Raw genomic sequence first — 25933 nt, 5'->3', positions numbered from 1 at the left:
GGAGGCGGTGGGGCGGTCCCAGGAGACCGCCCCAGCCGCCGGGATCGTCCTTGCCGTCCCAGCCGCCCGCGTGATCAGCGGCGGGCATACTCGCGGAAGCCGCGGCCCGTCTTGCGGCCGAGGCAGCCCGCGGAGACCAGGTGCTCGAGCAGCGGCGCCGGCGCCAGGCCCGGGTCGCGGAACTCCTTGTGCAGCACCTGCTCGATCGCGAGCGACACGTCCAGCCCGACGACGTCGAGCAGTTCGAAGGGCCCCATCGGGTAGCCGCCACCGAGCTTCATCGCCGAGTCGATGTCCTCGACGGTCGCGTAGTGCTCCTGGACCATCTTCACCGCGTTGTTGAGGTACGGGAACAGCAGCGCGTTGACGATGAAACCGGCCCGGTCGCCGCAGTCCACCGCGTGCTTCCCGATCCGGCCGCAGACCTCGTGGACGGTCGCGTGCACGTCCTCGGCGGTCAGCACGGTGCGGACCACCTCGACGAGCTTCATTGCGGGCGCCGGGTTGAAGAAGTGCATGCCGATGACGTCCCGCGGACGCGACGTCGCGGCGGCGATGGCCACCACCGGCAGGGAGGACGTCGTCGTGGCCAGCACCGCGCCCGGCTTGCAGACCTTGTCCAGGGTCGCGAACAGCTGCTGCTTGACCGGCAGATCCTCGGCGACCGCCTCCACCGCCAGGTCCACGTCGGCGAAGGCGTCCAGCGAGCCGGCCGCGGTCACCCGTGCCACGGCGGCGTCGCGCTGCTCCTGGCCGAGCCGGCCCTTGGCGACCGACCGGTCCAGGGACTTGGCCAGCGCCGCGACCGCCCGGTCGGCCTTCTCCTGGCCGCGGGCGGCCAGCACGACCTCGTACCCGGCCTTGGCGAAGACCTCGGCGATGCCGGTGGCCATGGTGCCCGAGCCCGCGACACCCACCCTGCGCACGGGGCGCCCGCCGGTGGCGCCGGCGGCCTCGGCCGGCGTCTCGGCGTCCGGGACGACCGTGGCGCTGCCGGGCGCCTCGTAGGTGTAGAAGCCGCGGCCGGCCTTGCGGCCCTTGAGGCCGGCGGCGGTGAGCTGCTTGAGGATGGGCGCGGGGGCGTGCAGTCGGTCCCGTGAGGCGTCGTACATCGCCTCCAGGACGGTCTGGGCGGTGTCGATGCCGATCAGGTCGAGCAGGGCGAGCGGGCCCATGGGCAGGCCGCAGCCGAACCGCATGGCCGCGTCGATGTCCTCGCGGGTGGCGTACCGGGCCTCGTACATCGCGGCGGCCTGGTTGAGGTAGCCGAACAGTAGCCCGTCGGCGATGAAGCCCGGGCGGTCGCCGACCGCCACCGGCTCCTTGCCGAGCGAGCGGACCAGCTCGGTCACGGCGTTCGTGGTCTCGGGAGAGGTCAGCACCGTGGAGACCACCTCGACCAGCTTCATGGCCGGGGCGGGGGCGAAGAAGTGCAGGCCGAGGACACGGTCGGGGCGCGAGGTGTGCGAGGCCAGCTGCGTCACCGACAGCGCGTTGGTGCCGGTCGCGAGGACGGCGCCGGGCTTCACGATGGCGTCCAGGGCCGTCAGCACCTCGCGCTTGATCTCGAAGTGCTCGGTGACGACTTCGATCACCAGGTCGGCGTCGGCCGCTGCCTGCAGGTCGGAGAAGGTGCGGAAACGGGCCAGGACGTCGCCGCGCTCGGACTCCGTGATCCGCTCGCGCTGCACGGCGCGGGCGGTGGAGGCCTCCAAGGCGACGACGGCGCGGTGCGCGGCCGCGTCGTCGATCTCGATGCCGATCACTTCGTGGCCGGCCCGGGCGACGACCTCGGCTATGCCGGTGCCCATGGTGCCGAGCCCGATGATGGCGACGGTGGGGAAAGGACGTGGACGGTCCATCGCGGAACTCCGAATGCTGAGGGTCCGCGCCGTGCGTCTCTGCTGCGCAGGCGCGGGGCGGGAGAGTCGAGGAGCCGCGGGGGTGCGTACGCGTGCGTGTGCGTACCCGCGTGAGATCCGGCGAGCCCTGTCCCGGGGCTGCGCCGCGATGGTGCCGAACCGACAACGGCCGCACACGGCGGCTGCGTCACCAGGCCGCGGCGTGCGTTGGTTAGAGGGTAACCGGTGAGTAACCTCGGCGCCAGTCCTCCCGCCCATGTGATTTACACCTCCTACAGATGAGCACCCCATTAGAGTGAGGGACGGGGAGAAGGGGGAACCGTGGAACGGGTGCACGGGGGCGCCGGTCACGCGGCGCGGCGCGCGGCCCAGCTGTACGGGGCCGTACGGGCGGGGGAGACGGACATCGCGCGGCTGCGTGAGCGCGGGGAGCCACGCCGTGTCCTGGGGCTGATGGAGTTCGCCACTCAGGGGCGCCGCGAGGAACGCGACGCCTATCTGCGGCGGCTCGCCGCCTCCCCGGACGCCGCCGCCATGGTGCGGCCCTGGCTCGGGCCCACGGAAAGGGCCGTGCTCGATTCCGCCGCCGGACGGGCCCCTGCGGTGCCCGCGCTGCTGGCCGACATCGTCCACCACGACAGGGCGCGCCGTGCCTACGCCCGGGAGGTGCTCGTGGCGCGGCGTTGCCTGGAGGCCGCCGGGCCGCTCTTCGAGGTCCTGGCCGGGCCGGAGCCCGACCGCGGCCACTGGGATCCCGAGTTCGGGCACGACGACGGCGTCCGGAACCACATCAGCCGCCTCGTCACCGGAAGCGGGCTGCACCATTGGCGGTGGTTCCCCGGCCACCGGGGTACGCCGCCCGCGCCCGAGTGCGTGCCCCTGCTGCTGCAGTACTGCGGCCATCAGGAGCCCGGCGTCAGGTCTCTCGCCCTGGCCTTGCTCGGCCGGGCCGCGGATCCGGAGCATCTCCCCGTGTTCGCCGCCGCTGTCGGCGATCCCGATCGGGGCGCCCGCGAGGCGGCCCTGGTGACGCTCGGCAGGATGGACGATCCGGCGGCGAGGGACGTGCTGGCCGATGTCCTGACCGGGCCTTCGCGTCCCCTGGGCGAGCGGGAGATCGCCGCCGTGATGCTCGGCCGGGCCGGCGACCGGCGGGCGTTCGAGACCTTGGTCCTGCTCCTGAACCATCGCGACAGCATCAGCAACGTCTCGGCGGCCGAAGCCCTCGCCCGGCTCGGCGACCCGCGGACCGCGCGTGCCGCCGCCACGCTCGCCACCAACCGGCTGCGGATCGGCTACTCCCTGGCCGCGGTACACCTGCTGGGGCGCTTGCGGGCTCCCGAGTCGCTGCCCGCGCTGATGTCCACCCTCACCTGGCTCATGGACGAGGGGCAGACGGTCCATCAGGCGGCCGCCGGGTGCGTCGAGGAACTGGGACGGCTCGGCGACGCGAGGGCGGTGCCCGTCCTGACCCGGGCCGTCACGGTTCCTCGCCTGCGCTCCGCGGCGGTGGACTCCCTCGGCCGGATCGGCGGCCCGCATGTCCTGGAGACGCTGCTCGGCGTCGTCTCCGACGAGGACACGGAGGTGCGTGCCGCCGCGGCGCGCGGACTGGCGCGGTACGAGGGCGAACCCCGCGCCACGGCCGCCCTCGCCGGATTGTGCGCGCCGCCGTACCCCAGGCGGATCGTGCGTGCCCTGGTGCGCTCGGGCGACCCGGTGGCCGCGCCCGTGCTGGCAGCGGCGCGGGACGGGGCGCCGAGCGCCGCAACGCGTCGCCTCGCAGGGCGCTTCAGGCCAGATCCGTCGCGTACCGCAGCTCCTTGAGCGGAAGGCCGTCGTAGACCTCGATCTGGTCGGTGCCGTCCGGTGCGAGGCCGGAGCGCTCGTAGAAGCGCAGTGCCCGCGCGTTGTCCGCGAGCACCCAAAGGCGCAGGCTCCGGAAGCCGCGTTCGGCGGCGCGGGCGCGTACCGCCTCCATGAGCGCGCGGCCGGCGCCCCGGCCGACGCGGTCGGGGTGCACGTAGATCGCGTAGAGCTCGCCGACCTCGGCGTCGTCCGGCTCGCCGCGGTAGGGGCCGAGAGCGGCCCAGCCGGTCACCTCGTCGCCGTCGGCGGCGACCAGGTTGTCCACCCGGCTGCCGCCCGCGTCGAACCACTCCTTGCGGCGTTCCGCGTCCGCCTCCACGTCCATCGCGTCGAGGTACGACCGCGGCACGATCCCCGCGTAGGCCGCCTGCCAGCCCCGTACGCGGATCGCCGCCACGGCGTCGATGTCGTCGCGGGTCATCACTCTCACATCCGTCATGGCTGCGACGTTAAGTGGGGCGGAGCCCGGTGGGCACCCGCTTTTCGCGAGCTCAGATCAGGGTCAGCTGCGTCGGCTGGGCCGGATCGGCTGCGGCGGGCGGCCCGGGGGCGTCCTCCTCGGGTGCGGCGATCCGGCGCGCTGCCCCGGCCCGGCTGGGCCCGATCCCGAACTCGGCGGCGAACTCGTGCACTTGGCGTGTGATGCGCCGCTGGTACCACGTGGGCGCGTAAGCGCCGCCCGCGTAGAGCGCCTTGTAGCGGGAGAGCAGCCGCGGATGGTGCACGGAGAGCCACGCCATGAACCACTCCCTCGCCCCGGGCCGCAGATGCAGCACCAGCGGAGTGACCGACGTGGCGCCGGTCCTGGCGATCGCGCGGACCGTCTCGCGCAACTGCTCGGGGGAGTCGCTCAGGTACGGCAGGACCGGCGCCATCAGGACGCCCGACGGGATGCCGCGGTCATTGAGGGTGCGGCAGACCTCCAGCCGCCTCTGCGGCGACGGTGTGCCCGGTTCCACGGTGCGCCACAGGTCCCGGTCGACGAAGCCCACGGAGACCGCGGTCGACACGTCGGTGACCTGGGAGGCCTGCACCAGGAGATCGAGGTCGCGCAGGATCAGCGACCCCTTGGTGAGGATCGAGAAGGGGTTGGCGTGGTCGCGCAGCGCGGCCAGGATCCCCGGCATGAGCCGGTAGCGGCCCTCCGCGCGCTGGTAGCAGTCGACGTTGGTGCCCATGGCGATGTGCTCGCCGCGCCAGCGGGGCGAGGCGAGCTCGCGGCGCAGCAGCTCGGGCGCGTTGACCTTCACCACGATCTGGGAGTCGAAGTCCAGGCCGCCGTCGAGGTCCAGGTAGGTGTGCGTCTTGCGCGCGAAGCAGTACACGCAGGCGTGGCTGCAGCCGCGGAAGGGGTTGATCGTCCACTCGAACGGCATCCGGGACGCACCCGGCACGCGGTTGACGATCGTGCGGGCGCGCACCTCGTGGAAGGTGATCCCGCGGAACCCGGGGGTGTCGAACGTACGGGTCACGGCGTCCACGCCGAAGAGCGCGGGTGTGGTCGCCGGCGTTTCGCGGCTCAGGTTGTCCCACCTCATGCCGCCTCCTTCGTTGCTCTCCTCCCGACAATAGAACATCTGAGCGAATAGCGTCGAGGGGTGATCCGGGGGATTCCCGGGGCCTGTGCGTGACCGCGGGTGACGTGGGGCCCCGGGCGCTGCCGTCGGCACCGTCCGGGGCCCTGCCGGGGCCGTCCGCCGTCACTGCGGCCGCAGGCTCACCACGAGGTCGCGCGGCAGGCCGTGGGTGTCGTGGAGGTAGTGGAAGTCCTCCTCGTCCAGCGGGCCCCGGAACCGGGGGCGGGCCAGCACCTGACGGCCCCTGTCCAGGAGCTGCCGGAACCGGCGCTCCTCCTCCAGCAGCACCTGGCGCGGCGCGTCCGGATCCACGCTCTGGCGGAAGTGGTCCAGGGTGTGCCGGATCAGCTCATCCGGCAGATCGCCGAGGCTGCGGGACGGATCGTCCCGCCACAGGGCGGTGAGGACCCGCCGCACCAGCCGGCGCAGTACGTATCCGCGGCTGGTGTTGGACGGGCGCACCCCGTCCCCGATCACCACCACGGCCGAGCGAAGGTGGTCGCAGACCAGGCGCAGCGACGGTTCGTCCAGCGGCCACAGGGCCGGTACGAGACGGCGCCAGGGAGTGAAGACGTCGCACTCGAAGACCGATGTCCGGCCCTGCAGCAGCGAGGCCAGCCGTTCCAGACCGAGTCCGGTGTCGACGTTGCGCCGGGGGAGCGGCACGAGGGAGCCGTCCTCGAGCCTGCGGTGGCGCATCATCACGTGGTTCCAGACCTCCACCCAGCGGTCGTCGCGGGTGGGCGTGGACCGCGGCGGGGTGTCGCCGGTCCACAGGAAGATCTCCGAGTCGGGGCCGCACGGGCCGGTCGGACCGTTGGACCACCAGTTGTCCTCGACCGTGAGTTCGACCGGGACCCCGTGCCTCCCCCACAGCTCCAGGGACCCGGTGTCCGGACCGGTGCGGTCGTCGCCGCCGAACACCGTGACGTGCAGCCGCCCCGGGTCGATGCCGAATCCCTCGGTGAGCAGCCCGTAGCCCCAGTCGAGGCTCCGCGGGCCCTCGTAGTCGCCGAGCGACCACGTGCCGAGCATCTCGAAGACCGTCAGGTGGGTGGGGTCGCCGACCTCCTCCAGGTCCGTGGTGCGCAGACAGCGCTGCACGTTGACCAGCCGCCCGCCGAGCGGGTGCGGGCGCCCCTCCAGGTACGGGGTGAGCGGGTGCATGCCCGAGGTCGTGAACAGCACGGGGTCACCGGGCGGCGGCAGCAGTGTCGATCCGGTGATCCGGCGGTGGCCGCGTTCCTCGTAGTACTCGACGAACGTGCGGACGATCTCTTCGGTGTCCATGGAGGGTGGCTCCTTCGCGTGGAGGGCGGGGAGGCACCGGGCAACGCGTCCGCACGATCAGCGGAATCGGGGCGGGGAGCCACGAATCCACCGGCGGGCCGTTCCCGGTCGCCGGTGGTGAGGGAAGGGGTACGTCAGGCGGCGGTAACCGGCGAGCTGGTCGCTCGCGCGGTCGCGGTGTCGCTGTGGCCGGTGACGTTCATGCGGCCGACGATAACGCCCGCGCCCCGGCGGGGCACGTGATTTCCGCCGGGTGGCGCAGGGCCCCGGCACGCCGGCGTACGGCGGTCCCCCACCGGAGGGCGGCCGATTTCGCGGGCACGCGGCCGTGGTGATTGGCTTGTCGGCGACGGCACACGGAACGACGGAGGACGGCGATGGCACAGGTCGAGGCCACCACGCAGCGCGAGATCGCGGCGAGCCCGGAGAGCGTCTTCGCGGCGCTCGCCGACTACGCGGGCACCCGGCAGCGACTGCTTCCCGAGCAGTACAGCGAATACGAGGTGCGCGAGGGCGGCAGCGGCGCGGGCACCCTCGTGCACTGGAGGCTGCAGGCGACCGAGAAGCGCGTCCGGGACTGCCTCCTCGCGGTGACCGAGCCGACCCCGGGGCAGCTGGTCGAGAGCGACCGCAACTCCTCCATGGTCACCACCTGGACGGTCACCCCGGCCGGCGAGGGCCGGTCCAAGGCGGTCGTCACCAGCAGCTGGACCGGCGCCGGCGGCATCGGCGGCTTCTTCGAGCGCACGTTCGCCCCCAAGGGTCTGAACCGCATCCATGACGCGGTGCTCGCGCGGCTCGCCGCGGAGACCGAGAAGTAGCAGGCGGCACAAGGGAGGCGGCCGGAGCCGGGTGGACGCCCGGCCGCCTCCTTCGGCATGGCGTAACTGCCGTGCGTGCCGTGCGTGCGGCCGTGCGTGCCCGGACGCCGTCCGGTGGGCGCACGCCGGTGGGCACGTCACTTGAAAGGGTGGATCTGCCGTGCTCCGGCGCATCCCCGGCGCCCCAGATCGTTGTCGCAGGGCAGGCGCGACGAGGGGAGCGGTACGCAGATGGGCGGCACCACCGGGACGACCCTGTCCGAGGAGACCGGCACCCTCACGGACGTGACCGGCGCCGGCACGGGACCCGGGGACCGACCCGCAGTCGTGCCGCAGGAACAGGGCGCGCCCATCGCGGGACTGAGCCCGCGCAGGGTGCGACTGGTCTTTCTCGGGCTGATGCTGACGCTGCTGCTGGCAGCGCTCGACCAGATGATCGTGGCGACCGCGCTCCCCAAGATCGTCGGCGAGCTGCACGGCCTGGACAAGATGTCCTGGGCCGTCACCGCCTATCTGCTCGCCTCCACCGTCGGGCTGCCGATCTACGGCAAGTTCGGCGACCTCTTCGGGCGCAAGAGCGTCTTCCAGTTCGCCATCGTCGTCTTCGTCGTCGGATCCGCCCTCGCCGGCTGGTCGCGGTCCATGGACGAGCTGATCGCCTTCCGCGCCATCCAGGGAATCGGCGGCGGAGGGCTGATGATCGGCGTCCAGGCGATCATCGCGGACATCGTCCCGCCCCGTGAGCGCGGCCGGTACATGGGCCTGATCGGCGCCTCCTTCGGCCTGGCCTCCGTGGCGGGGCCGCTGCTCGGGGGCTTCTTCACCGACCATGCGTCGTGGCGGTGGTGCTTCTACGTCAACGTGCCCTTCGGGCTGGTGACACTGGCCGTCATCGCCGTCGTGCTGAAACTGCCGCGGCCGGCCGTACGTCCCCGGCTGGACGTGCTGGGCGCGCTGCTGCTGGCCGCCGGATCCACCTGCGTGGTGCTGCTGACCAGTTGGGGCGGCACGACGTACGCCTGGCGCTCGGACGTGATCATCTGGCTGGGCGTGGCGTCGATCGGCTGCGCCGTGCTGTTCGTGGTGGTGGAACGATTCGCCGTCGAACCGGTCATCCCGCTGCGGCTCTTCCGCGACAGCGTCTTCACCGTCTCCGCCCTCATCGGTGCGATCGTCGGCGTCGGCCTCTTCGGCGCCGCCAGCTATCTGCCCACGTTCCTCCAGATGGTGAACGGTGTCAGCGCGACGGAGTCCGGGCTGCTGATGCTGCCCATGATGCTCGGCGTCGTCCTGGCCTCCGTGGTCTCCGGCCAGTTGATCAGCCGTACCGGGCGCTACCGGGTGTTCCCGCTGGTCGGCGGGGCGCTCTCGGTGGCCGGCATGTGGCTGCTGTCGCTGCTGGAGACCGACACCCCGCGCGTCGAGTACAGCGCGTACATGGGCGTGCTGGGGCTGGGCATCGGCCTTGTCCTGCCGGTGCTGATCCTCGCCGTGCAGAACTCCGTGCGGCCCGCCGACCTCGGCACCGCCACCAGCGCCAACAACTACTTCCGGCAGATCGGCGGCTCGGTCGGGGCGGCCGTCTTCGGCACCGTGTTCGCCAACCGGCTCGCGGACGGGCTCGCCGACCGGCTGCCGCGCGCCGTCGATCTGCCGGACCCCCAGTCGATCACCCCGCACATGGTGCACGCGATGCCGGCACCGCTGCGCGACGCCTATGTGCGGGCGTACGCCGAGGCCATGCCGCGCATCTTCCTCTATCTGGTGCCGGTGCTCGCCCTCGGCTTCCTGCTCGCCTTCCTGCTCAAGGAGAAACCCCTGGTGACCCAGCACGTCCCCACCGCCCGCAAGGCCGAGACCGTCGGCCTCCCGGTGTGCGGCACCGTCCAGCACGCCGACGGCAGTACCGTCGGCCGGGCGGCGCTCACCCTCATCGATGTGACCGGCCGCCAGATCGGACGCGGTGCGACGGGCGAGGACGGGCGCTACGCGCTGAGCACCCCGGGCAGCGGCAGTTACGTGCTGATCGCGGCCGCCGGGGGGCACCAGCCGCAGGCCGTCAGCGTGACCGTCGGGGAACGCCCGGTCGAGCTCGACGTGGTGCTCGGTGGCGCCGGGCGGCTGGCGGGCACGGTGCGCACCGCCGACGGCACGTCCGTACGGGAGGCCACCGTCACCCTCACCGACTCCCGCGGCGACGTGGTGGCCACCACCCGAACCGGCAGGGAGGGCGACTACGTTCTCAGCGACCTCGTCGCGGGGGAGTACACGCTCGCCGCCAACGCCCCCGCGTACCGGCCCGCGGCGCTCCCGGTGTCGGTGCACGCGGCCCGGGAGACCCGGCAGGACGTCGAACTCGCGGGAGGCGCGCTGCTGCGCGGCACCGTGCGCGGCCCGGGCGGCAGCCCCGTGGAGGACGCCCGCGTCACCCTGCTGGACGCGGCGGGCAACGTCCTGGACACCGTGACGACCGGTCCTGACGGGGTCTTTCGCTTCGTCGACCTGGCCGCGGGCGAGTACACCGTGGTGGCCTCGGGGTATCCGCCGGTGGCCACCGTGCTGCGGCTGTCGGGCGGCGAGCGCACCGAGCGCGACGTGCACCTGGGCCACGAGGACTGACCGCCCCGAAGGGTCCTCGGAAGTTCGACGATGCCTCAGCGCCGGGGTGTGCGCCGCGCATGCTCCGGCGCGTCCGCGGCCCCGCGGGCGCACACCGGATTCGTCCAATGCCCCACGCGGCACCCGGTGCCGGTCGTACCGTGGTTGCGGAGCCGCAGATCTTGCGCCGGGGGCTGACCACCTCCGGGCGCGCCGGGGGCCGACCACCTCCGGGCCTCGGTCGGCATCCGGGCACCGCAGGGGAAGGAGCCGGACGCGTCATGCAACGTCGCACTCCAACGGGGAAGGGGAGCCGCGCCCCGCTGCCGGAGCAGCGGACCGGACTCTCCGGACGCATCCCGCTCGCCGTGGTCGTCGTCGACGGCGACGGGCTCGTCTCGCACTGGAGCACGGGCGCCCGCAGGCTTTTCGGGCGCGCCCGGGAGGAGGCCGTCGGCCACCCCGCCGTCGACCTGCTGCCGGTCTCCGGCGCGCTCGGCGAGGAGCACGCCCCAGACGACCCCGACGCGCCGGCCGGAGCCGGCCTCGACACCACCCTCAGCGGCGCGACCTCCTACCCGACCGCCGGCCGCGCCCGGCTCAACCAGGGGCCCGACCCCGACCCCGGCGGACTTCCGGCCGACGTCCTGTGGTGGGCCTACCCGCTGGTCGGCCCGGGCCCCGAGCGTCTGCTCGTACTGGCCGCCGACGCCGCCCAGGTGCACGGCGAGGACGACGCCCCTCCCGGGGAGTCCGAGCGGATCGCGCCCGGCTTCGCCCTGCACACCGAGTTCCCCGGCGCAGACGGGCTGGCCAAGCGGCTCCCCGAGATCCTGCCCAGCATGAGCGTCGCCGAGAGCGGGCGCATCGTCTCCCAGGTTCTGGAACTGGGCTATCCCGTCCTGGAGATCAGCCGGCACGACCGGGTCCCGGTCACCCCCGACTGGGGCGTGCCCCGGCGGGTCGAGCGCGGCGCGCGCGGGCAGCGCGCCGCCCGTGGGGCCGCCACCGACCCGCGTGTCGCCGCCTCCGAGGACCTCGAACCCGACCTGGAGTGCGCCGCCGTACGCGAGCGCCTGGAGTTCCTCAACGAGGTCAGCGGGCGCATCGGCAGCTCCCTGGACCTGACCGTCACGATCCGCGAGGTCAGCGCCGCCGTCGTACCGCGCTTCACCGACGTCGCGGGCACCTACCTCCGCGAACAGGTCCTGGCCGGCGAGGGCTTCCCCGACGGCCCGCCCGACGTCACCACCATGTGGTACCGGGTCGCCCTGGATCACACCGACGAACCCGGCCGCTGGGACGACGTCGTACCCGTGGGCGAGGCCATGCCGTTCCCCGAGCACACCCCGTTCTTCCAGTGCATGACGAGCGGTCAGCCCGTGCTGGTGCCCAGGATCACCGAACCCATGGGCGAGGCGATCGCCTCGCAGTTCGAGAAGCGCGACATCCGGCCGCTGATCACCGGGCGGTCGATGCTGGTTGTGCCGCTGAAGGCGCGCAACGTCGTCCTCGGCTTCATGATCCTGCTGCGGCACGCCGAGCGCCCGCCGTTCAACGACATGGACCGCGTGACGGGCGCCGAACTGGCCGCTCGTGCGGGGCTCGTCCTGGACAACGCCCGCATGTACACGTACCAGGAGAACGTCGCCGACACGCTGCAGGACAGCATGCTGCCGCAGATCACCCCGCGGATGCCGGGGTGCGACGTCGCGATCCGCTACCTGCCCGGCACCCGGCTGGGCCGGGTCGGCGGCGACTGGTTCGACACCATCAAGCTGCCCGGCTCCCGGCTCGCCCTCGTCGTGGGCGACGTCATGGGGCACGGGCTCAACGCCGCGGCCATGATGGGTCAGTTACGCACCGCCGTGCAGACCATGGCGGCGCTGGACATGCCGCCGGCGCAGCTGCTGCGCAACCTCGACGACCTGGCGCAGCGCCTCGGCGAGCACTACCTCGCCACCTGCCTGTACGCCGTGTACGACCCGATCCGGTCCGATCTGCACATCGCCAACGCGGGCCACGTCCCACCGGTGCTGGTGCGCGCCGAGGACGGCCGCAGCGAGCTGCTCGACGTGCCGACGGGCGCCCCGATCGGCGTCGGCGGGGTGCCCTTCGAGACGGTCCGGATCGCCGTCGGCCCCGGCGACCGGCTCGTGTTGTGCACGGACGGGCTGGTCGAGGCGCGCGACCAGGACATCGGGGCCGGTCTGGCCGCACTGTGCGAGAGTGCCGCGCACCCCGCGGCCTCGATGCACGACGCCTGCGACGCGATCATCCGCGCGCTCGACCCGCCGGGCGGCCGCAAGGACGACGTCGCCCTGCTGATGGCGCGGCTGAACGGCATCGCCCGTGAGGACGTCGTCAGCTGGCAGCTCGCCCTCGACCCCCGGGAGGTGGGCAGGGCCCGGATGCTGACCCGGGGCGTCCTGGAGCGCTGGGGGCTGGAGGAGGCCGCGGAGGCGGCCGAGCTGATGGTCGGCGAGGTGGTCACCAACGCCGTCCGGCACGCGCACTCCCGGCACGTCGAGCTGCGCCTGGTCCGCACGGACGCGCTGTTGTGCGAGGTCTCGGACGACGATCACGCCGTGCCCGTCCTGGTGGGCGCCGGGCCCGAGGACGAGTCGGGACGGGGACTGCGGATCGTGAGCCGGCTGGCCCGGGAGTGGGGCGCGAGCCGTACGGCGCAGGGCAAGACGGTCTGGTTCGAGCAGGCCCTGCCGTGGCGGCGGACCGGCGGACGCGATGGCGCGGTCCCGGCCCGTCCTCGAACATAGTGAACGCCAGGTCACGACTTGCCCCGGACACTTGCCCGCACCGACGACCGTCTGTAGCACGGATTTTGACGGGGCTTCGGTCGCGCGGCCGGGCACGGTCCGCGGCGACGGACACGTGGACCTGGGGAGATCGCATGGACGTCACCGGCACGAACCTGCAGGCGTGGGAGAGCTTCTGGCGCGCCGCCCCCGGCGAGCCGGGGCGGCGCTCTGGGACGCGGAGGCGGAGCTCACCGCGGCGGCCCACCTCCCGTTCTCCGAGGCCCACTTCCACCCGTCGTTGCCGGTCGTCGACCTCGGCTGCGGCAATGGCACCCAGACCCGGTTCCTGGCCAAGCGGTACGGCCGGGCCGTCGGGGTGGACCTCGCGGCGGCGGCGATCGGCCACGCGCGGCACCAGGACCCGGGCGGCGTCGCCGAGTACCGGCAGCTCGACGCGGCCGACCCCGTAGCGGTCCGGCGGCTGAGTGAGGAACTGGGCGAGGTGAACGTGTACATGCGCGGAGTGCTCCACCAGTGCCCGCCCGAGGATCGCGCACCCCTGGTCGAGGGCATTTCCGTGCTCACCGGCGGGCGCGGCCGGGTGTTCGCGGAGGAACTCGCGGCGTCCGCGAAGGCCGTGCTGATGGGGCTCGCGCAAGGGCCCGGGGAGCCGCCCGCCAAGCTCGCCGCGATCTTCACGCACGGGATCGCGCCGGCCGAGATGCCCGACGAGACCGTCCCGGAACTCTTCCGCGCGGCGGGCATGGAGGTGCTCGCACGCGGTGAGGTCGCACTCGTGACGACGGAGCGGCGGCCGGACGGCTCGTGGTTCGAGGTACCGACGAACTGGCTGGTGGCAGGGGGTGTCGGCTGATCGTCCCCGGTCTGTACCACTGAAGTTTTCCACAGGCGGGCCGGGGGGCCTGGTGTGGCGCGGTGACTTTGCGTAACGTTCCATGCCATGAAGATCCTGATCAGCGCGGACATGGAGGGCGCTACCGGGGTGACCTGGCCCGGTGACGTCCTGCCCGGCACGGAGGGCTGGCAGCGGTTCCGGCATCTGTTCACCTCCGACGTCAACGCCGCGATCGCCGGCTTCTTCGACGGCGGCGCCGACGAGGTCCTGGTCAACGAGGCCCACTGGTCGATGCGGAACCTGCTGCTGGAGCAGTTGGACGAGCGGGCCGAGATGGTCACCGGGCGGCACAAGGACCTGTCGATGGTCGAGGGCGTGCAGCACGGCGACGTGGACGGCATCGCCTTTGTCGGTTTCCACACGGGCGCCGGGACGGAGGGGGTGCTGGCCCACACCTACCTGCCCAACTCGATCACCGGCGTGTGGGTCGACGGCGGCCCGCCGGCGAGTGAGGGCCGGCTGAACGCGCTGGTGGCCGCCGAGTACGGGGTGCCCGTCGTACTGGTCACGGGGGACGACCGGACCGGCCTCGACGCCCGGGGCTACGCGCCGGCGGCGCGCACGGTCGCCGTCAAGGACTACGTCTCGCGTTACGCGGCCGTGTGCCGGCCGCCGGCCCGCACGGCGGCGGACATCCGCGCCGCCGCCAAGGACGCGACGCCGCTCGCGGTGCGCCACGAGCCGGTGCGGGGTGGGCCGTTCACGATCGAGGTCGAGTTCGACGCGGCGCACTTGGCGGGGGCCGCCGCGATCGTGCCGGGTGTGGAGCGTACGGGCGAGCGCCGCGTCGCCTACACCTCACCGACCATGTACGAGGGGATCCGCTGCTACAAGGCCGTGACCGCCCTCGTCTCGGCAGCTGTGGAGGAGCAGTATGGCTGACACCCGGGCACTGGAGGAGGCGGTCCGCTTCACCTCGGAGCTGATCCGGATCGACACCACCAACCGCGGCGGCGGTGACGGCAACGAGCGCCCCGCGGCGGAGTACGCCGCGCGGCTTCTCGACGAGGCCGGGATCCAGGCGCGCGTCCTGGAGTCCGCACCGGGCCGGGCCAACGTCGTGGCGCGTATCGAGGGCGCCCCACGCGCCGGGAGCGGACAGGGCGCGCTGCTGGTCCACGGTCACCTGGACGTCGTGCCCGCCCAGGCGGAGGACTGGAGCGTGCACCCCTTCTCCGGCGAGGTGCGGGACGGGGTGGTCTGGGGCCGCGGCGCCGTCGACATGAAGGGCACCGTGGCGATGGTGCTCGCCACCGTGCGCTCCTGGGCCCGCAGGGGACTGCGGCCCGAGCGGGACATCGTGCTCGCGCTGACGGCGGACGAGGAGGACAGCGCCACCTACGGGGCGACCTACCTCGTCGAGCAGCATGCCGAGCTGTTCCGCGACTGCACCGAGGGCATCAGCGAGTCCGGCGGCTTCACCTTCCATGCCGGGCCCGGGCTGCTCTTGTACCCGGTGGCCGCCGGGGAACGCGGCACCGCCTGGCTGAAGCTCACTGCCCACGGCAGGGCGGGGCACGGCTCCAAGGTCAACCGCACCAACGCCGTGGCCCGGCTCGCCGCGGCCGTCGCCCGCATCGGCGAGCACCGCTGGCCGGTGCGGATCGTCCCCACGGTCCGGGCGGCGCTGACCGAACTGGCCGCGCTGCACGAGGTCGAGCCCGACTTCGACGACGTGGACATCCTGCTCACCAAGCTGGGCAGCGCCGCCGCCCTGGTGGAACCGGTGATCCGCAACAGCGCCAACCCGACCGTGCTCGAGGCCGGGTACAAGGTCAACGTCATCCCCGGCAGCGCGGTCGCCTACATCGACGGCCGGGTCCTGCCCGGCGGCGAGGCCGAGTTCGCGGCCACCATGGACGAGCTCACCGGCCCGGACGTGGCATGGGAGTTCCACCACCGCGAGATCCCGCTGGAGGCCCCACTCGACGCGCCGGTCTACGCCGCGATGCGGGAGGCCCTGATCCACTTCGACCCCGACGCCCACGTCGTGCCCTATGTGATGGGCGGCGGTACCGACGCCAAGCAGTTCTCGCGGCTCGGCATCACGGGATACGGCTTCTCCCCACTGAAGCTGCCCGAGGGCTACGACTACGCGGGGATGTACCACGGCGTCGACGAGCGGGTCCCCGTGGAGGGGCTCCACTTCGGCGTCCGCGTACTCGACCGGTTCATGCTGGGCCGGCAGGACACGACCGACGGAGTCGCCCGATGACGCGTGCCCCGATCATCGCCCCCTACGGTGCCTGGGAGTCGCCGGTCGGCGCTCGCACCGCCGCCTCCCACGACGGACGCCCCGAATTCCCCGGGTTCGTCGGTGACGAGGTGTGGTGGACCGAACCACGGCCGGCGCAGGGCGGTCGCCGTGCCCTCGTGCGCCGACGCGCGGACGGCACGGTCGGCAGTCCGCTGCCCGCGCCGTGGAACGTGCGAACCCGCGTCATCGAGTACGGCGGCCGGGCCTGGGCGGGCGCCGCGCAGCCCGGGAGAGGACCGCTGATCGTCTTCTCCCACTTCCCGGACCAGCGGCTCTACGCATACGAGCCCGATGTGCCGGACGCCCTGCCGCGGCCGCTGACCCCGCTCTCCCCGGTCGGCGACGGACTGCGCTGGGCCGATCCGCAGATCCATCCGGACCGCGGTGAGGTGTGGTGCGTACTGGAGGAGTTCACCGGCGAGGGGCCGAGCGACGTACGACGCGTCGTCGCCGCCGTCCCACTCGACGGCTCGGCCGCCGAGGACCGCACCGCCGTTCGTGAACTCTCCGACGCCTCCCACCACTTCGTGACCTCGCCGCGGCTCTCCCCGGACGGGCGGCAGGCCGTGTGGATCGCCTGGGACCACCCCCGGATGCCGTGGGACGGCACGGAGCTCAAGCACGCCGCCGTCGGCGCGGACGGCACCTTCGGCGCCGCCCGGACGATCCTCGGCGGCCCCACCGAGTCCGTCGCGCAGGCGGAGTGGACACCGGACGGCACCCTGATCGCCGCCACCGACCGCGACGGCTGGTGGAACCTGCACCGAGTCGACCCTGCCACCGGCAACGCGGTCAACCTGCTGCCGGCGCAGGAGGAGTTCGCCGGGCCGGGCTGGCAGATGGGCGCGCGCTGGTTCGCCCCGCTCGCCGCCGGGACACTGGCTGTGCTGCATGGCAAGGGGGCCCAGCGTCTGGGGATATTCGACCCGGCGACCGGCGAGTGGGCCGACGTGCCGGGTCCCTGGAGCGAGTGGACCGCGGCGCTGTCCACCGCGGGCACCCGGGTGGTCGCCGTGGCCGCCTCGGCCCGCAGCTCCTTCGAGGTGCTCGAACTCGACACCTGCACCGGACGCACCCGCGTCATCGGTGCCGCCCACCGCGACACCGTGCCCCCGGAGTTCCTGCCCGAGCCCGTGGAACGCACCTTCACCGGGCCCGGCGGACGAGAGATCCACGCGCAGCTCTATCCGCCGGCCAACCCCTACTTCGCCGCGCCCGAGGGCGAGCTGCCGCCCTACGTGGTCTGGGTGCACGGCGGTCCCACCAGCCGGGCACCGCTCGTTCTCAACCTCGAGATCGCCTACTTCACCTCACGGGGGATCGGCGTCGTCGAGGTCAACCACGGCGGCTCCACCGGCTACGGGCGCGCCTACCGCGAGCGGCTGCGCGAGCAGTGGGGCGTCGTCGACGTGGAGGACTGTGCCGCCGTCGCGAGGGCGCTGGCGGAGGAGGGCACCGCCGACGGGCAGCGCCTCGCGATCCGCGGCGGCAGCGCCGGCGGCTGGACCAGCGCGGCCTCCCTCACCGGTACCGACGTCTACGCCTGCGGCGTGATCAAGTACCCGCTCCTCGACCTCACCGGCTGGGCCGCGGGCGGTGAGACCCATGACTTCGAGTCCCACTACCTCGACTCGCTCATCGGGCCCTACGCCGAGGTTCCCGAGCGCTACCGCGACCGCTCGCCGGTCACCCGGGCCGACCGGCTCTCCGTGCCCTTCCTGCTGCTGCAGGGGCTGGAGGACGTGATCTGCCGCCCCGTGCAGTGCGAGCGGTTCCTGGAGCGGATCAAGGGACGCGGCGTCCCCCACGCCTACCTCACCTTCGAGGGCGAGGGCCACGGCTTCCGCCGCGAGGACACGATGATCACCTGTCTGGAGGCCGAACTCGCCCTCTACGGACAGGTCTTCGGCTTCACCCCGCCCTCCGTACCCCCTCTGGAGCTCACCAAGTGACACCGCTGGCCCCCCTCACCCGACCCCGCCCCCTCGTCCCCGGGGACCGGGTCGCCGTCGTCGCCCCCAGCGGACCTGTGCCCCGGGAACGGCTCGACGCCGGGCTGGACATCCTCCGCGGCTGGGACCTCGACCCGGTGGTCGCGCCGCACGTCCTGGACCGCCACCCCACATTCGACTACCTGGCCGGACAGGACGCGGCGCGCGCCCGCGACTTCCAGGGAGCGTGGTGCGACCCGTCGGTGGCCGCCGTGCTCTGCGCCCGCGGTGGCTACGGCGCCCAGCGCATGACAGACCTCCTGGACTGGGAGGCGTTGCGAGCGGCCGGGCCCAAGACCCTCCTCGGCTTCAGCGACATCACCGTGCTGCACCAGGCGTTCGCCGTCCGGCTGGGCCTGGCCAGCCTGCACGGCACCATGATCGCGGCGCACGGCTTCCTCAAGGACGAGCCCACGCGCGCACACCTGCGGGAGGCACTCTTCGAGCCCGGGCGGACGCGAGTCCTCGGCGCGCCGACCGCCCGGACGCTCGTCCCCGGCACGGCACGCGGCGTCACCGTCGGCGGCTGCCTGGCCCTGCTCGCCTCCGGCCTCGGCACACCGGACGGGCGGCCGGGGGTGCCGGGCGGCATCCTGCTGCTGGAGGACATCGGCGAGGAGCCCTACCGGATCGACCGGATGCTCACCCAGCTGCTGCGGGCCGGCTGGCTCGACGGGGTGGCGGGTATCGCCCTCGGCTCCTGGCGGGACTGCGGCCCCTACGAGCAGGTGCGGGCGGTGCTCCTGGACCGGCTGGGCGGGCTCGGCGTCCCGATCGTCGAGGAACTGGGCTTCGGTCACTGCGAGACCAGTCTGACCGTGCCGCTCGGCGTCCCCGCCGTGCTGGACGCGGACGCGGGCACCCTCACGGTGGAGGTGCCCGCGCCCACCGGCTGACCGGTGCGGGGTCCCGTCCTCAGGAGGGTTCGGCCGCCGAGAGCGCGGTGACGGGACTGGCGGTCGGGGAGCGCCCTGTGACCGTGACCGCCGCGTGCCGAGGTCAGGGCGTCACCCACCCCGCCACGAGGACCGCCGGAAGGAGCCGGTGGACGGCGAGGAAGCCGAACGGGCGCAGGAATCCCACCCGCACCCGCCGGGTCTGCCGGGCCTGCCCGGGAGCGCTGCCGACGCGCAGGGAGACCGCGGTGACGGCGGCGGCCCGGAAGCCCTTCGCGCTGAAGGTCGCTGTGGCCGCCTGCTTCGCCGCGCCGACGGCCAGCGGCTGCGCGCTGACGCCGGGGAAGTGCCCCGCGCCGCTGTCGCGGGCGGTGGCGAGCCCGAACAGCTCGGCGCGCTCGAGGAGGTCGTGCTCGGCTCCGACGGTGAACGGGACCGTGGTCAGGTCGAGCGCGGGTGCCGGGTCGAAGCTCGTGACGTCCTCGACCGTGACCCCCGGCCCCGGCCGCCCGTAGGGCAGCAGGTTGCCGGGCAGCACCTGGTACGTCCCGTCGAGGGCGGCGATGCCGGCGGCGATCACCTCGCCGGGGGCGACGTGGTCGGGGCCGAGCAGCAGGTGGACCTCGATCCCGTTGGTGCCGTTCACCTTAGCCATGGTCAGCGGGCCGAAGGGGGTGGCCGCGACCCCGGCCATGTCCAGGTAGGGCGAGCTGCGGAAGAGGGTCCCGGTGTGGTTGTCCTGGAAGGGCTCGGCCCAGTCGGTGCGCAGGGCCAGCGCGTTCGCGAGCAGCAGGAGGGTGTTCCGGTCCACGGCGACCGGCATCCTGGGGATCATGCCGTGGGTCCGGTCCGCGGCCCAGGTGTCCAGGGTCTTGCGGTCGGTCTCGGTGTCGCCGGTGAAGTGCCCGTGGGCGCCGGCCGGGAGCAGGGAGAGCCAGCCGGGCGCGAGCGGAAGGGAAGCGCGGGTCCACAGCCCCACGGCGGTGTCGACGCCTTCCATGGCGTCAAGCCGCGCGAGCAGTCGTCCCGAGGCACCCGCCGCGGTCGCGGCGTCCGTCCCGACGGCCTGTTCCAGGTCGGCACGGGCGGCGCCGGCGGCCCCCGCGGCGAGCAGGCCCAGCAGCGGCCAGACCCCTGCGGCGGAGAAGACGGTCGCCCCGGCACGGCCGCCGCCCAGGGTGTCGCGGGCCCACCGCGCGGTCAGCCCGTTGACCGCCGCAACCGGCATACGGTCGTCCATGTCCCCCCAAGCCCTCCACCCGTCGGCGCCCAACGCTTCAGGGGATCATCCCAGCGGCCGGGCGGGACGGCCAAGTGGCCGCGGCACACAAAGAGCCGCGCTCACCGCGCGGCTCATCGGCTGCAGTTCCACGACCTACGAGGTGGGACTCCCTTCGCCGGCATGGTCCGGATCAGGTGCTAGGGGTCGCTCTCCGGTCCAAAAACCTCTTCCCAGACCTTCAAGCCTCTCAGCCCGGCCGTTGAACCCGGCGCCGGCGGAAGCTGCTGCTTCCTGCTCCGCAACCGGTGCTACCGGACTCCCTCGCTCGCCCCGTAGGCCATAATCCAATCTACTCGGGGTGAAAGCCGACCGCCAGGGGCAAAAGGCCACAATTGGCGATTTTCTCCATGTAATTTCACCCCTCATGTCCCCTGCGCCCCCGCTCTCCCGTCCGCGACACAACTGTCATCGAGGAGCCGTTGTGCGATCCGTTGAACGCGCCCGCGCGGCGACGCTACCGTCGCTTTGCGCACCACCCAATGAACGACAGTTCACTGCGCGAACGGAACTCTGGACGACGCTGCGCCGGCTCGTCCGGCCCACCGCGCTCCCGTACGCCATGACCGGCCTGCGGCTCGCCGCCTCCCCTTCATCCTCGCCGTCGCGACCATGTGCGCCCTGAACTGCGCGCCCATGTCTACGGCAACCCGCGCCGCCAAGACGTATCCGGGGCGACCGTCGGCGGGCACCATGAAGGCATGAGACGGTCCACGGCCGCGCTCGGCAGCGCGGTCTTTTTCCTCGCGGCGCCCGGCGTCGTGTCCGGGCTGATTCCCTGGTGGCTCACCCGGTACGCGTCCGGCGACGGGCCCTGGCCGGTACGGGCGGCCGGCGGCCTCGTCGCGCTGGCCGGGGCGGCGGTGCTCCTGCACGGCTTCGCCCGCTTCGTACGCGAGGGGCGCGGCACGCCCGCGCCCGTCGCCCCCACCGAACGCCTCGTCACCGGCGGCGCGTACGCCCGGGTCCGCAACCCCATGTACCTGGCCGTCGTGGCGCTCGTCGCGGGGCAGGGACTGCTGCTTCTGCGGCCCGTCCTGCTCCTCTACGCCGCCGCCGTGTGGCTGACGGTCGCCGCGTTCGTCCACTGGTACGAGGAGCCGACGCTGCGCACGGCCCACGGCGAGGAGTACGAGGCGTACTGCCGGGCCGTGCCCGCGTGGCTGCCCCGGTTCACTCAGACCCGGTCGAAGGGCTCCGCGTAGCGGAACGCCCCGCTCACCGAAGGGCTGTAGGCGGACAGCGGGCGGACCTGGAAGTACGGCCCCCAGGCCGGGTCGGGCGGCGTGATCCGGTAGTCCGTGCTCACCCGGAAGCCGTAACGGCCGTAGTAGTCCGGGCTCCCCAGCAGCGCCACCAGCGGCTCCCCCAGGGCGTCCGCGGCGCCCAGCACCGTGTGCACCAGCGCCAGGCCGACGCCCTTGCGCTGGTGCCCCGGCGCGACGCTCAGCGGGCCCAGACCGAGCACGGGCGTGCCGCCGGCGTGCGCCCGCGTGCAGACGATGTGGCCGACGACGCGATCGCCGTCGGCGTCGACGGCGACGAGAGACAGCTCCGGCAGCCACGCGTCGCTCTTGCGCAACTCGGCCAGCAACGTGACCTCGACGGGGTCGGGACGGTCCTCCGAGGCGAACGCCTTCGCGGTGAGAGCCTGGACGGCCGGGACATCGTCGGGGGTCTCACGTCGAATCAGCACCCGGGCAGTCTGGACGCCCCACCCCCGCCGGGCAAGCGCATTTCGGCCGCGGCCACCCTGTGGGCCCCTCTTCCCGCCGCGATCGCCACCGCCTCACGCCGCCGGGACGGCAGCGGCTCCGCACGGCTGCCGGAAGGTCCGTCGTCGCGAACGGCCGCAGGGTCCCGCCGATCCGCGTGAGCGGCGCTTTCCGTGCGATGGCGCCCTCGCCGCGCCGGACCGGCAGACGCCGGCTCCGGCGGCAGCGCCATCGTACGCGCGGCGGCTGCGCGCCACGTCGGCATCCGACGCGGGGCCGCGGTCGTCGCGGCTGCCCGGGACGGATGCGCTGCGTGGCACGCGCCGCACGCACCGCGGACCGACTGAGGGCAGCCGGGACGGCAACGTCAGCGGGTCCCGGGCCGCTTCCCCACCCCGGGGCGCGCCACCCCCTTGCCGCTGTGCCGGGTGGCCGCGTCAGACGGGTTCCCTGTCGGCCGGGAGGGTCCTCGGGACAGTGCCGTGCGGCAACGAGGCCGCCCCTGCGCGAGTTCGCCGCCCTGGGGCGCGCCGCCCCGTGGCGCTGGGCGTCGGCGTGGGCCTCGGGGAAGGGGCGCGCCGGGTGGCCGCGTCAGACGGGTTCGGTGTCGGCCGGGGCCGGCAGCCGGGGGCCGGGGAGGGTGCCCGGGAAGGGGCCGCGCAGCAACGAGGCCAGGCCGTGGGCGAGTTCCTCGCGCCAGCAGAGGTAGTCGTGGCCGCCGTTGTACTCGTGGTGGGCCACCTCGTAGCCTTGGGCCTGCAGGGCGTCCCGCAGCCGCCGGACGACGGCCGTCAGGCCCCATTCCTGCAAGCCCGCCGAGAGGTGGAACCGCACCGGTCTGCGCGCGAGCGACGCCACGCGGCCGGTCAGCCACTCCTCGGGCAGCGCGCCCGCGCGGCGCCCGGCCGGCCACCAGAAGGCGCCGGACTGCGCGAGCACGTTCCCGAAGTGCTCGGGCCGCCGCAACGCCGCGTACGCGGCGGCCAGTCCGCCGAGGCCCTGGCCGGCGAGGACCGTGCGCGCCGGGTCGCCGCTGACCGGCCACCGGCGGGCCGCCCAGGGCAGCAGTTCGCGGGTCAGGAAGGCCACGAAGCGGTCGTCGCAGGTGAGTTCGCGGCGCCGGGTGTCGCTGTCCAGCGCGTCCGGCATCAGCGCGACCAGCGGCGGCAGCGCGCCGGCCGCCACGAGCCCGTCGAGCAGCGCCGAGACGTCGAGGTGCTGCTGCCACACGTCGCCGTCGAGCAGCACCACCACCGGCAGCCCGGCGAGATCCTCGTAGCCGGACGGGGTGTAGGCCCACACGCGGCGCCAGTTGCGCAGGTGCGCGCTGCGCATGGTGTGGACGGTGACCTCGCCCACCGGCGGACACGGCCGGTCGCGCCACGCGCCCAGCGGTGCCGGGGCCGCGGGCAGGGCGACCACCGACAGCGGCTCGGTGCCCCAGCGGGTGGGGAAGACCGTGCGGTTGAGCGGGTCGCGCCGCGGGTGGCGGCGCAGTCCGCGCAGGTACGCCTGCCCCTTGGGCCCCGAGGGGGCCGCGGCGCCGCCGTCGCCCTCGTCCACGCAGAGCGCGTATGTGGCGCGCCAGTCGGCCCGCATCCTTATCGTCCAGTGCCACACGTCCGTGCCCGGCACCCGCGACATGAGGTTGCCGGCCAGGTCGTCAGGGTCGAGCACCTGGTTGGGCAGGGCCAGTACGGCGCGGGTCGCGGTGGTACCGCGCCACAGGAAGGTGACCGCGGCGTGCCCCGGGTCGCCGTCCAGGCGCTCCACCAGGGGTGTCCCCTCGGCCTCCACGGCCCGCCAGAACTCGGCCTCGCGCTCGGGACGGGCGGCCAGCGCCGCCAGCCGCGGGCTGTGCGCGCGTTCGACCGGAGCGGGACGTGGCACGCGGGGCGCGCGCGAAGGCGTGCCGTTCGGCGGGCTCCACAGCGTGGACAGCATGATCGGCAAACCCTCCCGGACCCGTCGGACGGCAAAAGCAGGCCAAAATGGCGTTCACCATGGACCGATGTGCGCACGCCGGCCGTTCCGTGAGGTGCAAACCGCTGACGGCGCGGGCCGATACGGGGTTCCATGTCCTCACCCGAATACCGGTGACAGAGAGAGGGACCTCTTGGCCACCACCGTGCGACGCACCACCCTCACCCTCCCGGCCAGCCCGCTCGGCCCGGAGAACCCCCTGCCCGCGCTCCGCGCGCCGGGGGACCCGCACGTCCTCGACCCGTCCGAGAGCGCGGCGCTCCCGCCCGCCATGGCCCGGCGCATCGCCTACGGGCAACTGCGCACCCTGCTCCCCGTACCGCGCCTCGACGGCTACACCCGCGAGCGCGTGCCCACCGCACTGGACGCCGTCGTCCTCGAGAACGAGCGGCTGCGCGCCACCGTCCTGCCCGGCCTCGGCGGCCGCCTGTACGCGCTGCACGACAAGTCCACGGGCCGCGAACTGCTGCACGCCGACCCCGCCCTGCAGTACGCCGACTTCGGCCTCGCCGGCGCCTGGTTCTCCGGTGGCGTCGAATGGAACCCGGGCGCCACCGGGCACACCACGCTCAGCTGCGCGCCGCTCCACGCCGCCCGCGTCCCCGCCCCCGACGGCGGCGAGATGCTCCGCCTCTGGGAGTGGGAGCGGCTGCGCGACCTGCCCTTCCAGATCGACCTGTGGCTCCCCGAGGGCTCCGGCTTCCTCTACGCGGGGGTACGCGTCCGCAATCCTCACCACCGGACCGTTCCCCTCTACTGGTGGTCCAACACCGCCGTACCGCAGGCACCTGGCACCCGCGTCGTCGCACCCGCCACCCATGCCTGGCACTTCGGCGCCTCCCGTACCCTCCAGCGGGTGCCCGTCCCCGAGGCGCCCACCGCCTCCGAGCACCCCGCCGACTGGTTCTACGACCTGCCCGACGGCACCCGCCCCTGGATCGCGGCCCTCGACGCCGGCGGCCGCGGCCTCGTGCAGACCTCCACCGACACCCTCCGCGGCCGCAAGCTCTTCGTCTGGGGGCAGGGCGCGGGCGGCCGCCGCTGGCAGCGCTGGCTCGCCGGGGACGAGGGCGACGGCCCCGGGTACCTGGAGATCCAGGCCGGACTCGCCCCCACCCAGCTCGAGCACCTCCCCCTGGCCGCGGGCGCCTGCGTCAGCTGGCTGGAGGCCTACGGCCCGCTGGAGACCGCCCCCGGCGCTGATTCGCACGCCGTGGCGGATCACCTGGAGGCGGTCCTGCCGCGTGAACGCTTGCGCGCCGCCCACGAGGCGTGGCTGCCCGCCGCGGACACCGAGCCCGAGGACGTCCTCGCGACCGGTTCCGGCTGGGGAGCGCTGGAGGTCACCCGCGGCCGGTTCGACCTGCCCGGTACGCCGTTCGCGCCCGACACCATGGGAGAGCTGCAGAAGCCCTGGCTGGAACTCCTGCGCGCCGGGGTCTTCCCGCGGCTGAGCGAGGACACCGTCCCCGGCCCCGTGCTCGTCTCCCCGGAGTGGCGGGAACTCCTGGAGACCGCGGGCACCTACGAGGACAACAGCTGGGCCCTGGACTACCACTTGGGCCTCGCCCAATGGCACGCCGGCGACCGCGCCCAGGCGGTGCGCAGCTGGGAGCGGGCCGCGGCGGAGTCGGGTTCGTGCCTGCCGCTGCACTGCCTCGCCGTCGCCGACCAGACCGACGGCAACCCCGAACGCGCCGCGCAGCGCTACCTCGACGCCTTCCGGGCCGTGCCCGTGGGCGAGGCATGGGCCACCGCCGCGGCGGCCCTGGCCCGCGAGGCCGTGCCGGTGCTCCTCGCGGCCCGCCGCCCCGGCGACGCCGCCGCCGTCCTCGACGCCCTGCCCGGAACGACCCGCGCCCGCGGGCGCTTCAGGCTGCTGCACGCCCAGGTCCTGCTGGCCGCAGGGGACACCGCGGGCGCGCGGGCCGTCTTCGACGGGGGCTTCACCGTGGACGACCTGAGGGAGGGCGAGGAGTCGCTGCACACGACCTGGCAGGCCCTCACCGACGAACCGCTGCCCGGGACGTACGACTTCCGTATGGCCCCGGCGCCCTGAAAAACCGTTCGCCCGCGGAGCGCGGCACCCCGCACAGTGGTGCGATCCACGCACCACCACG

17 protein-coding genes and 1 pseudogene are annotated in these 25933 nt (G+C 73.7%); 11 read left to right on the top strand and 7 right to left on the bottom strand.

Features of this window, described 5'->3' with window-relative positions; genetic code table 11:
- Positions 1–74: 74 nt before the first annotated feature.
- Entirely contained in the window at positions 75–1862 is a 1788-nt protein-coding gene (locus tag ACRWNP_RS23360; RefSeq protein WP_431964395.1) for a 3-hydroxyacyl-CoA dehydrogenase family protein, read from the bottom strand.
- Between the two features lie 321 nt (positions 1863–2183).
- On the opposite strand from ACRWNP_RS23360, the gene ACRWNP_RS23355 reads away from it, so the two are divergent.
- Positions 2184–3689: a HEAT repeat domain-containing protein gene (locus ACRWNP_RS23355; RefSeq protein ID WP_431964393.1), complete on the top strand. Its 1506-nt coding sequence runs from the start codon at positions 2184–2186 to the stop codon at positions 3687–3689.
- Here ACRWNP_RS23355 and ACRWNP_RS23350 read toward each other — a convergent pair.
- The 3 genes from ACRWNP_RS23350 to ACRWNP_RS23340 form a co-directional block, all read right to left on the bottom strand.
- Positions 3655–4170: an N-acetyltransferase family protein gene (locus ACRWNP_RS23350; protein WP_431964391.1), complete on the bottom strand. Its 516-nt coding sequence runs from the start codon at positions 4168–4170 to the stop codon at positions 3655–3657. The genes ACRWNP_RS23355 and ACRWNP_RS23350 overlap by 35 nt on opposite strands.
- A 52-nt stretch (positions 4171–4222) precedes the next feature.
- On the bottom strand, positions 4223–5269 hold the full coding sequence (locus tag ACRWNP_RS23345; protein ID WP_431964389.1) for an Rv2578c family radical SAM protein: 1047 nt from the start codon (positions 5267–5269) through the stop codon (positions 4223–4225).
- A gap of 162 nt (positions 5270–5431) precedes the next feature.
- On the bottom strand, positions 5432–6598 hold the full coding sequence (locus tag ACRWNP_RS23340) for an alanine--tRNA ligase-related protein (RefSeq protein ID WP_431964387.1): 1167 nt from the start codon (positions 6596–6598) through the stop codon (positions 5432–5434).
- A 377-nt stretch (positions 6599–6975) separates the two neighbouring features.
- On the opposite strand from ACRWNP_RS23340, the gene ACRWNP_RS23335 reads away from it, so the two are divergent.
- From ACRWNP_RS23335 to ACRWNP_RS23300, 8 genes and pseudogenes are all read left to right on the top strand, one after another.
- On the top strand, positions 6976–7419 hold the full coding sequence (locus ACRWNP_RS23335; protein WP_431964385.1) for an SRPBCC family protein: 444 nt from the start codon (positions 6976–6978) through the stop codon (positions 7417–7419).
- A gap of 231 nt (positions 7420–7650) precedes the next feature.
- Positions 7651–10038 (top strand): MFS transporter, encoded by a 2388-nt coding sequence (locus ACRWNP_RS23330; RefSeq protein WP_431964383.1) that lies wholly within the window; start codon positions 7651–7653, stop codon positions 10036–10038.
- Between the two features lie 260 nt (positions 10039–10298).
- Complete coding sequence (locus ACRWNP_RS23325) at positions 10299–12794, top strand: ATP-binding SpoIIE family protein phosphatase (protein WP_431964381.1); 2496 nt, start codon at positions 10299–10301, stop codon at positions 12792–12794.
- 134 nt (positions 12795–12928) lie between these two features.
- Positions 12929–13650 (top strand): annotated as a pseudogene (locus ACRWNP_RS23320) (class I SAM-dependent methyltransferase).
- A gap of 87 nt (positions 13651–13737) precedes the next feature.
- Positions 13738–14574 carry a M55 family metallopeptidase gene (locus tag ACRWNP_RS23315; RefSeq protein WP_431964379.1) on the top strand — a complete coding sequence of 279 codons (837 nt, stop codon included), beginning with the start codon at positions 13738–13740 and terminating at the stop codon, positions 14572–14574.
- Positions 14567–15907, top strand: a complete 1341-nt coding sequence (locus ACRWNP_RS23310; RefSeq protein WP_431964377.1) for a M20/M25/M40 family metallo-hydrolase — start codon at positions 14567–14569, stop codon at positions 15905–15907. The genes ACRWNP_RS23315 and ACRWNP_RS23310 overlap by 8 nt, the downstream gene beginning before the upstream one ends.
- A complete protein-coding gene (locus ACRWNP_RS23305) occupies positions 15904–17901 on the top strand; it encodes a prolyl oligopeptidase family serine peptidase (RefSeq protein WP_431964375.1) in 1998 nt (665 codons plus the stop codon). The genes ACRWNP_RS23310 and ACRWNP_RS23305 overlap by 4 nt, the downstream gene beginning before the upstream one ends.
- Positions 17898–18836: a S66 peptidase family protein gene (locus ACRWNP_RS23300; protein WP_431964373.1), complete on the top strand. Its 939-nt coding sequence runs from the start codon at positions 17898–17900 to the stop codon at positions 18834–18836. The genes ACRWNP_RS23305 and ACRWNP_RS23300 overlap by 4 nt, the downstream gene beginning before the upstream one ends.
- 103 nt (positions 18837–18939) lie before the next feature.
- Here the strand turns inward: ACRWNP_RS23300 and ACRWNP_RS23295 are convergent, their stop codons facing one another.
- Positions 18940–20076 carry a serpin family protein gene (locus tag ACRWNP_RS23295; RefSeq protein ID WP_431964371.1) on the bottom strand — a complete coding sequence of 379 codons (1137 nt, stop codon included), beginning with the start codon at positions 20074–20076 and terminating at the stop codon, positions 18940–18942.
- Positions 20077–20816: 740 nt separating this feature from the next.
- Between ACRWNP_RS23295 and ACRWNP_RS23290 the strand changes: the two genes are divergently transcribed.
- A complete protein-coding gene (locus ACRWNP_RS23290) occupies positions 20817–21320 on the top strand; it encodes a methyltransferase family protein (protein WP_431964369.1) in 504 nt (167 codons plus the stop codon).
- On the opposite strand, the gene ACRWNP_RS23285 is transcribed toward ACRWNP_RS23290, so the two are convergent.
- Both ACRWNP_RS23285 and fes read right to left on the bottom strand, forming a co-directional pair.
- The gene (locus tag ACRWNP_RS23285) at positions 21293–21811 is read right to left on the bottom strand and encodes a GNAT family N-acetyltransferase (RefSeq protein WP_431964367.1); all 519 of its coding nucleotides are present in this window, start codon (positions 21809–21811) and stop codon (positions 21293–21295) included. The genes ACRWNP_RS23290 and ACRWNP_RS23285 overlap by 28 nt on opposite strands.
- 610 nt (positions 21812–22421) lie before the next feature.
- Positions 22422–23774 (bottom strand): enterochelin esterase, encoded by a 1353-nt coding sequence (fes, locus tag ACRWNP_RS23280; protein ID WP_431964365.1) that lies wholly within the window; start codon positions 23772–23774, stop codon positions 22422–22424.
- Positions 23775–23946: 172 nt separating this feature from the next.
- On the opposite strand from fes, the gene ACRWNP_RS23275 reads away from it, so the two are divergent.
- A complete protein-coding gene (locus ACRWNP_RS23275; protein WP_431964363.1) occupies positions 23947–25872 on the top strand; it encodes a DUF5107 domain-containing protein in 1926 nt (641 codons plus the stop codon).
- Positions 25873–25933 lie beyond the last annotated feature (61 nt).

It is taken from the genome of Actinacidiphila sp. bgisy160, assembly GCF_965342435.1.
Classification (GTDB): domain Bacteria; phylum Actinomycetota; class Actinomycetes; order Streptomycetales; family Streptomycetaceae; genus Actinacidiphila.
Note: the sequence above shows the minus strand (reverse complement) of the source record. Positions and strands in the feature narration are given on the sequence as shown.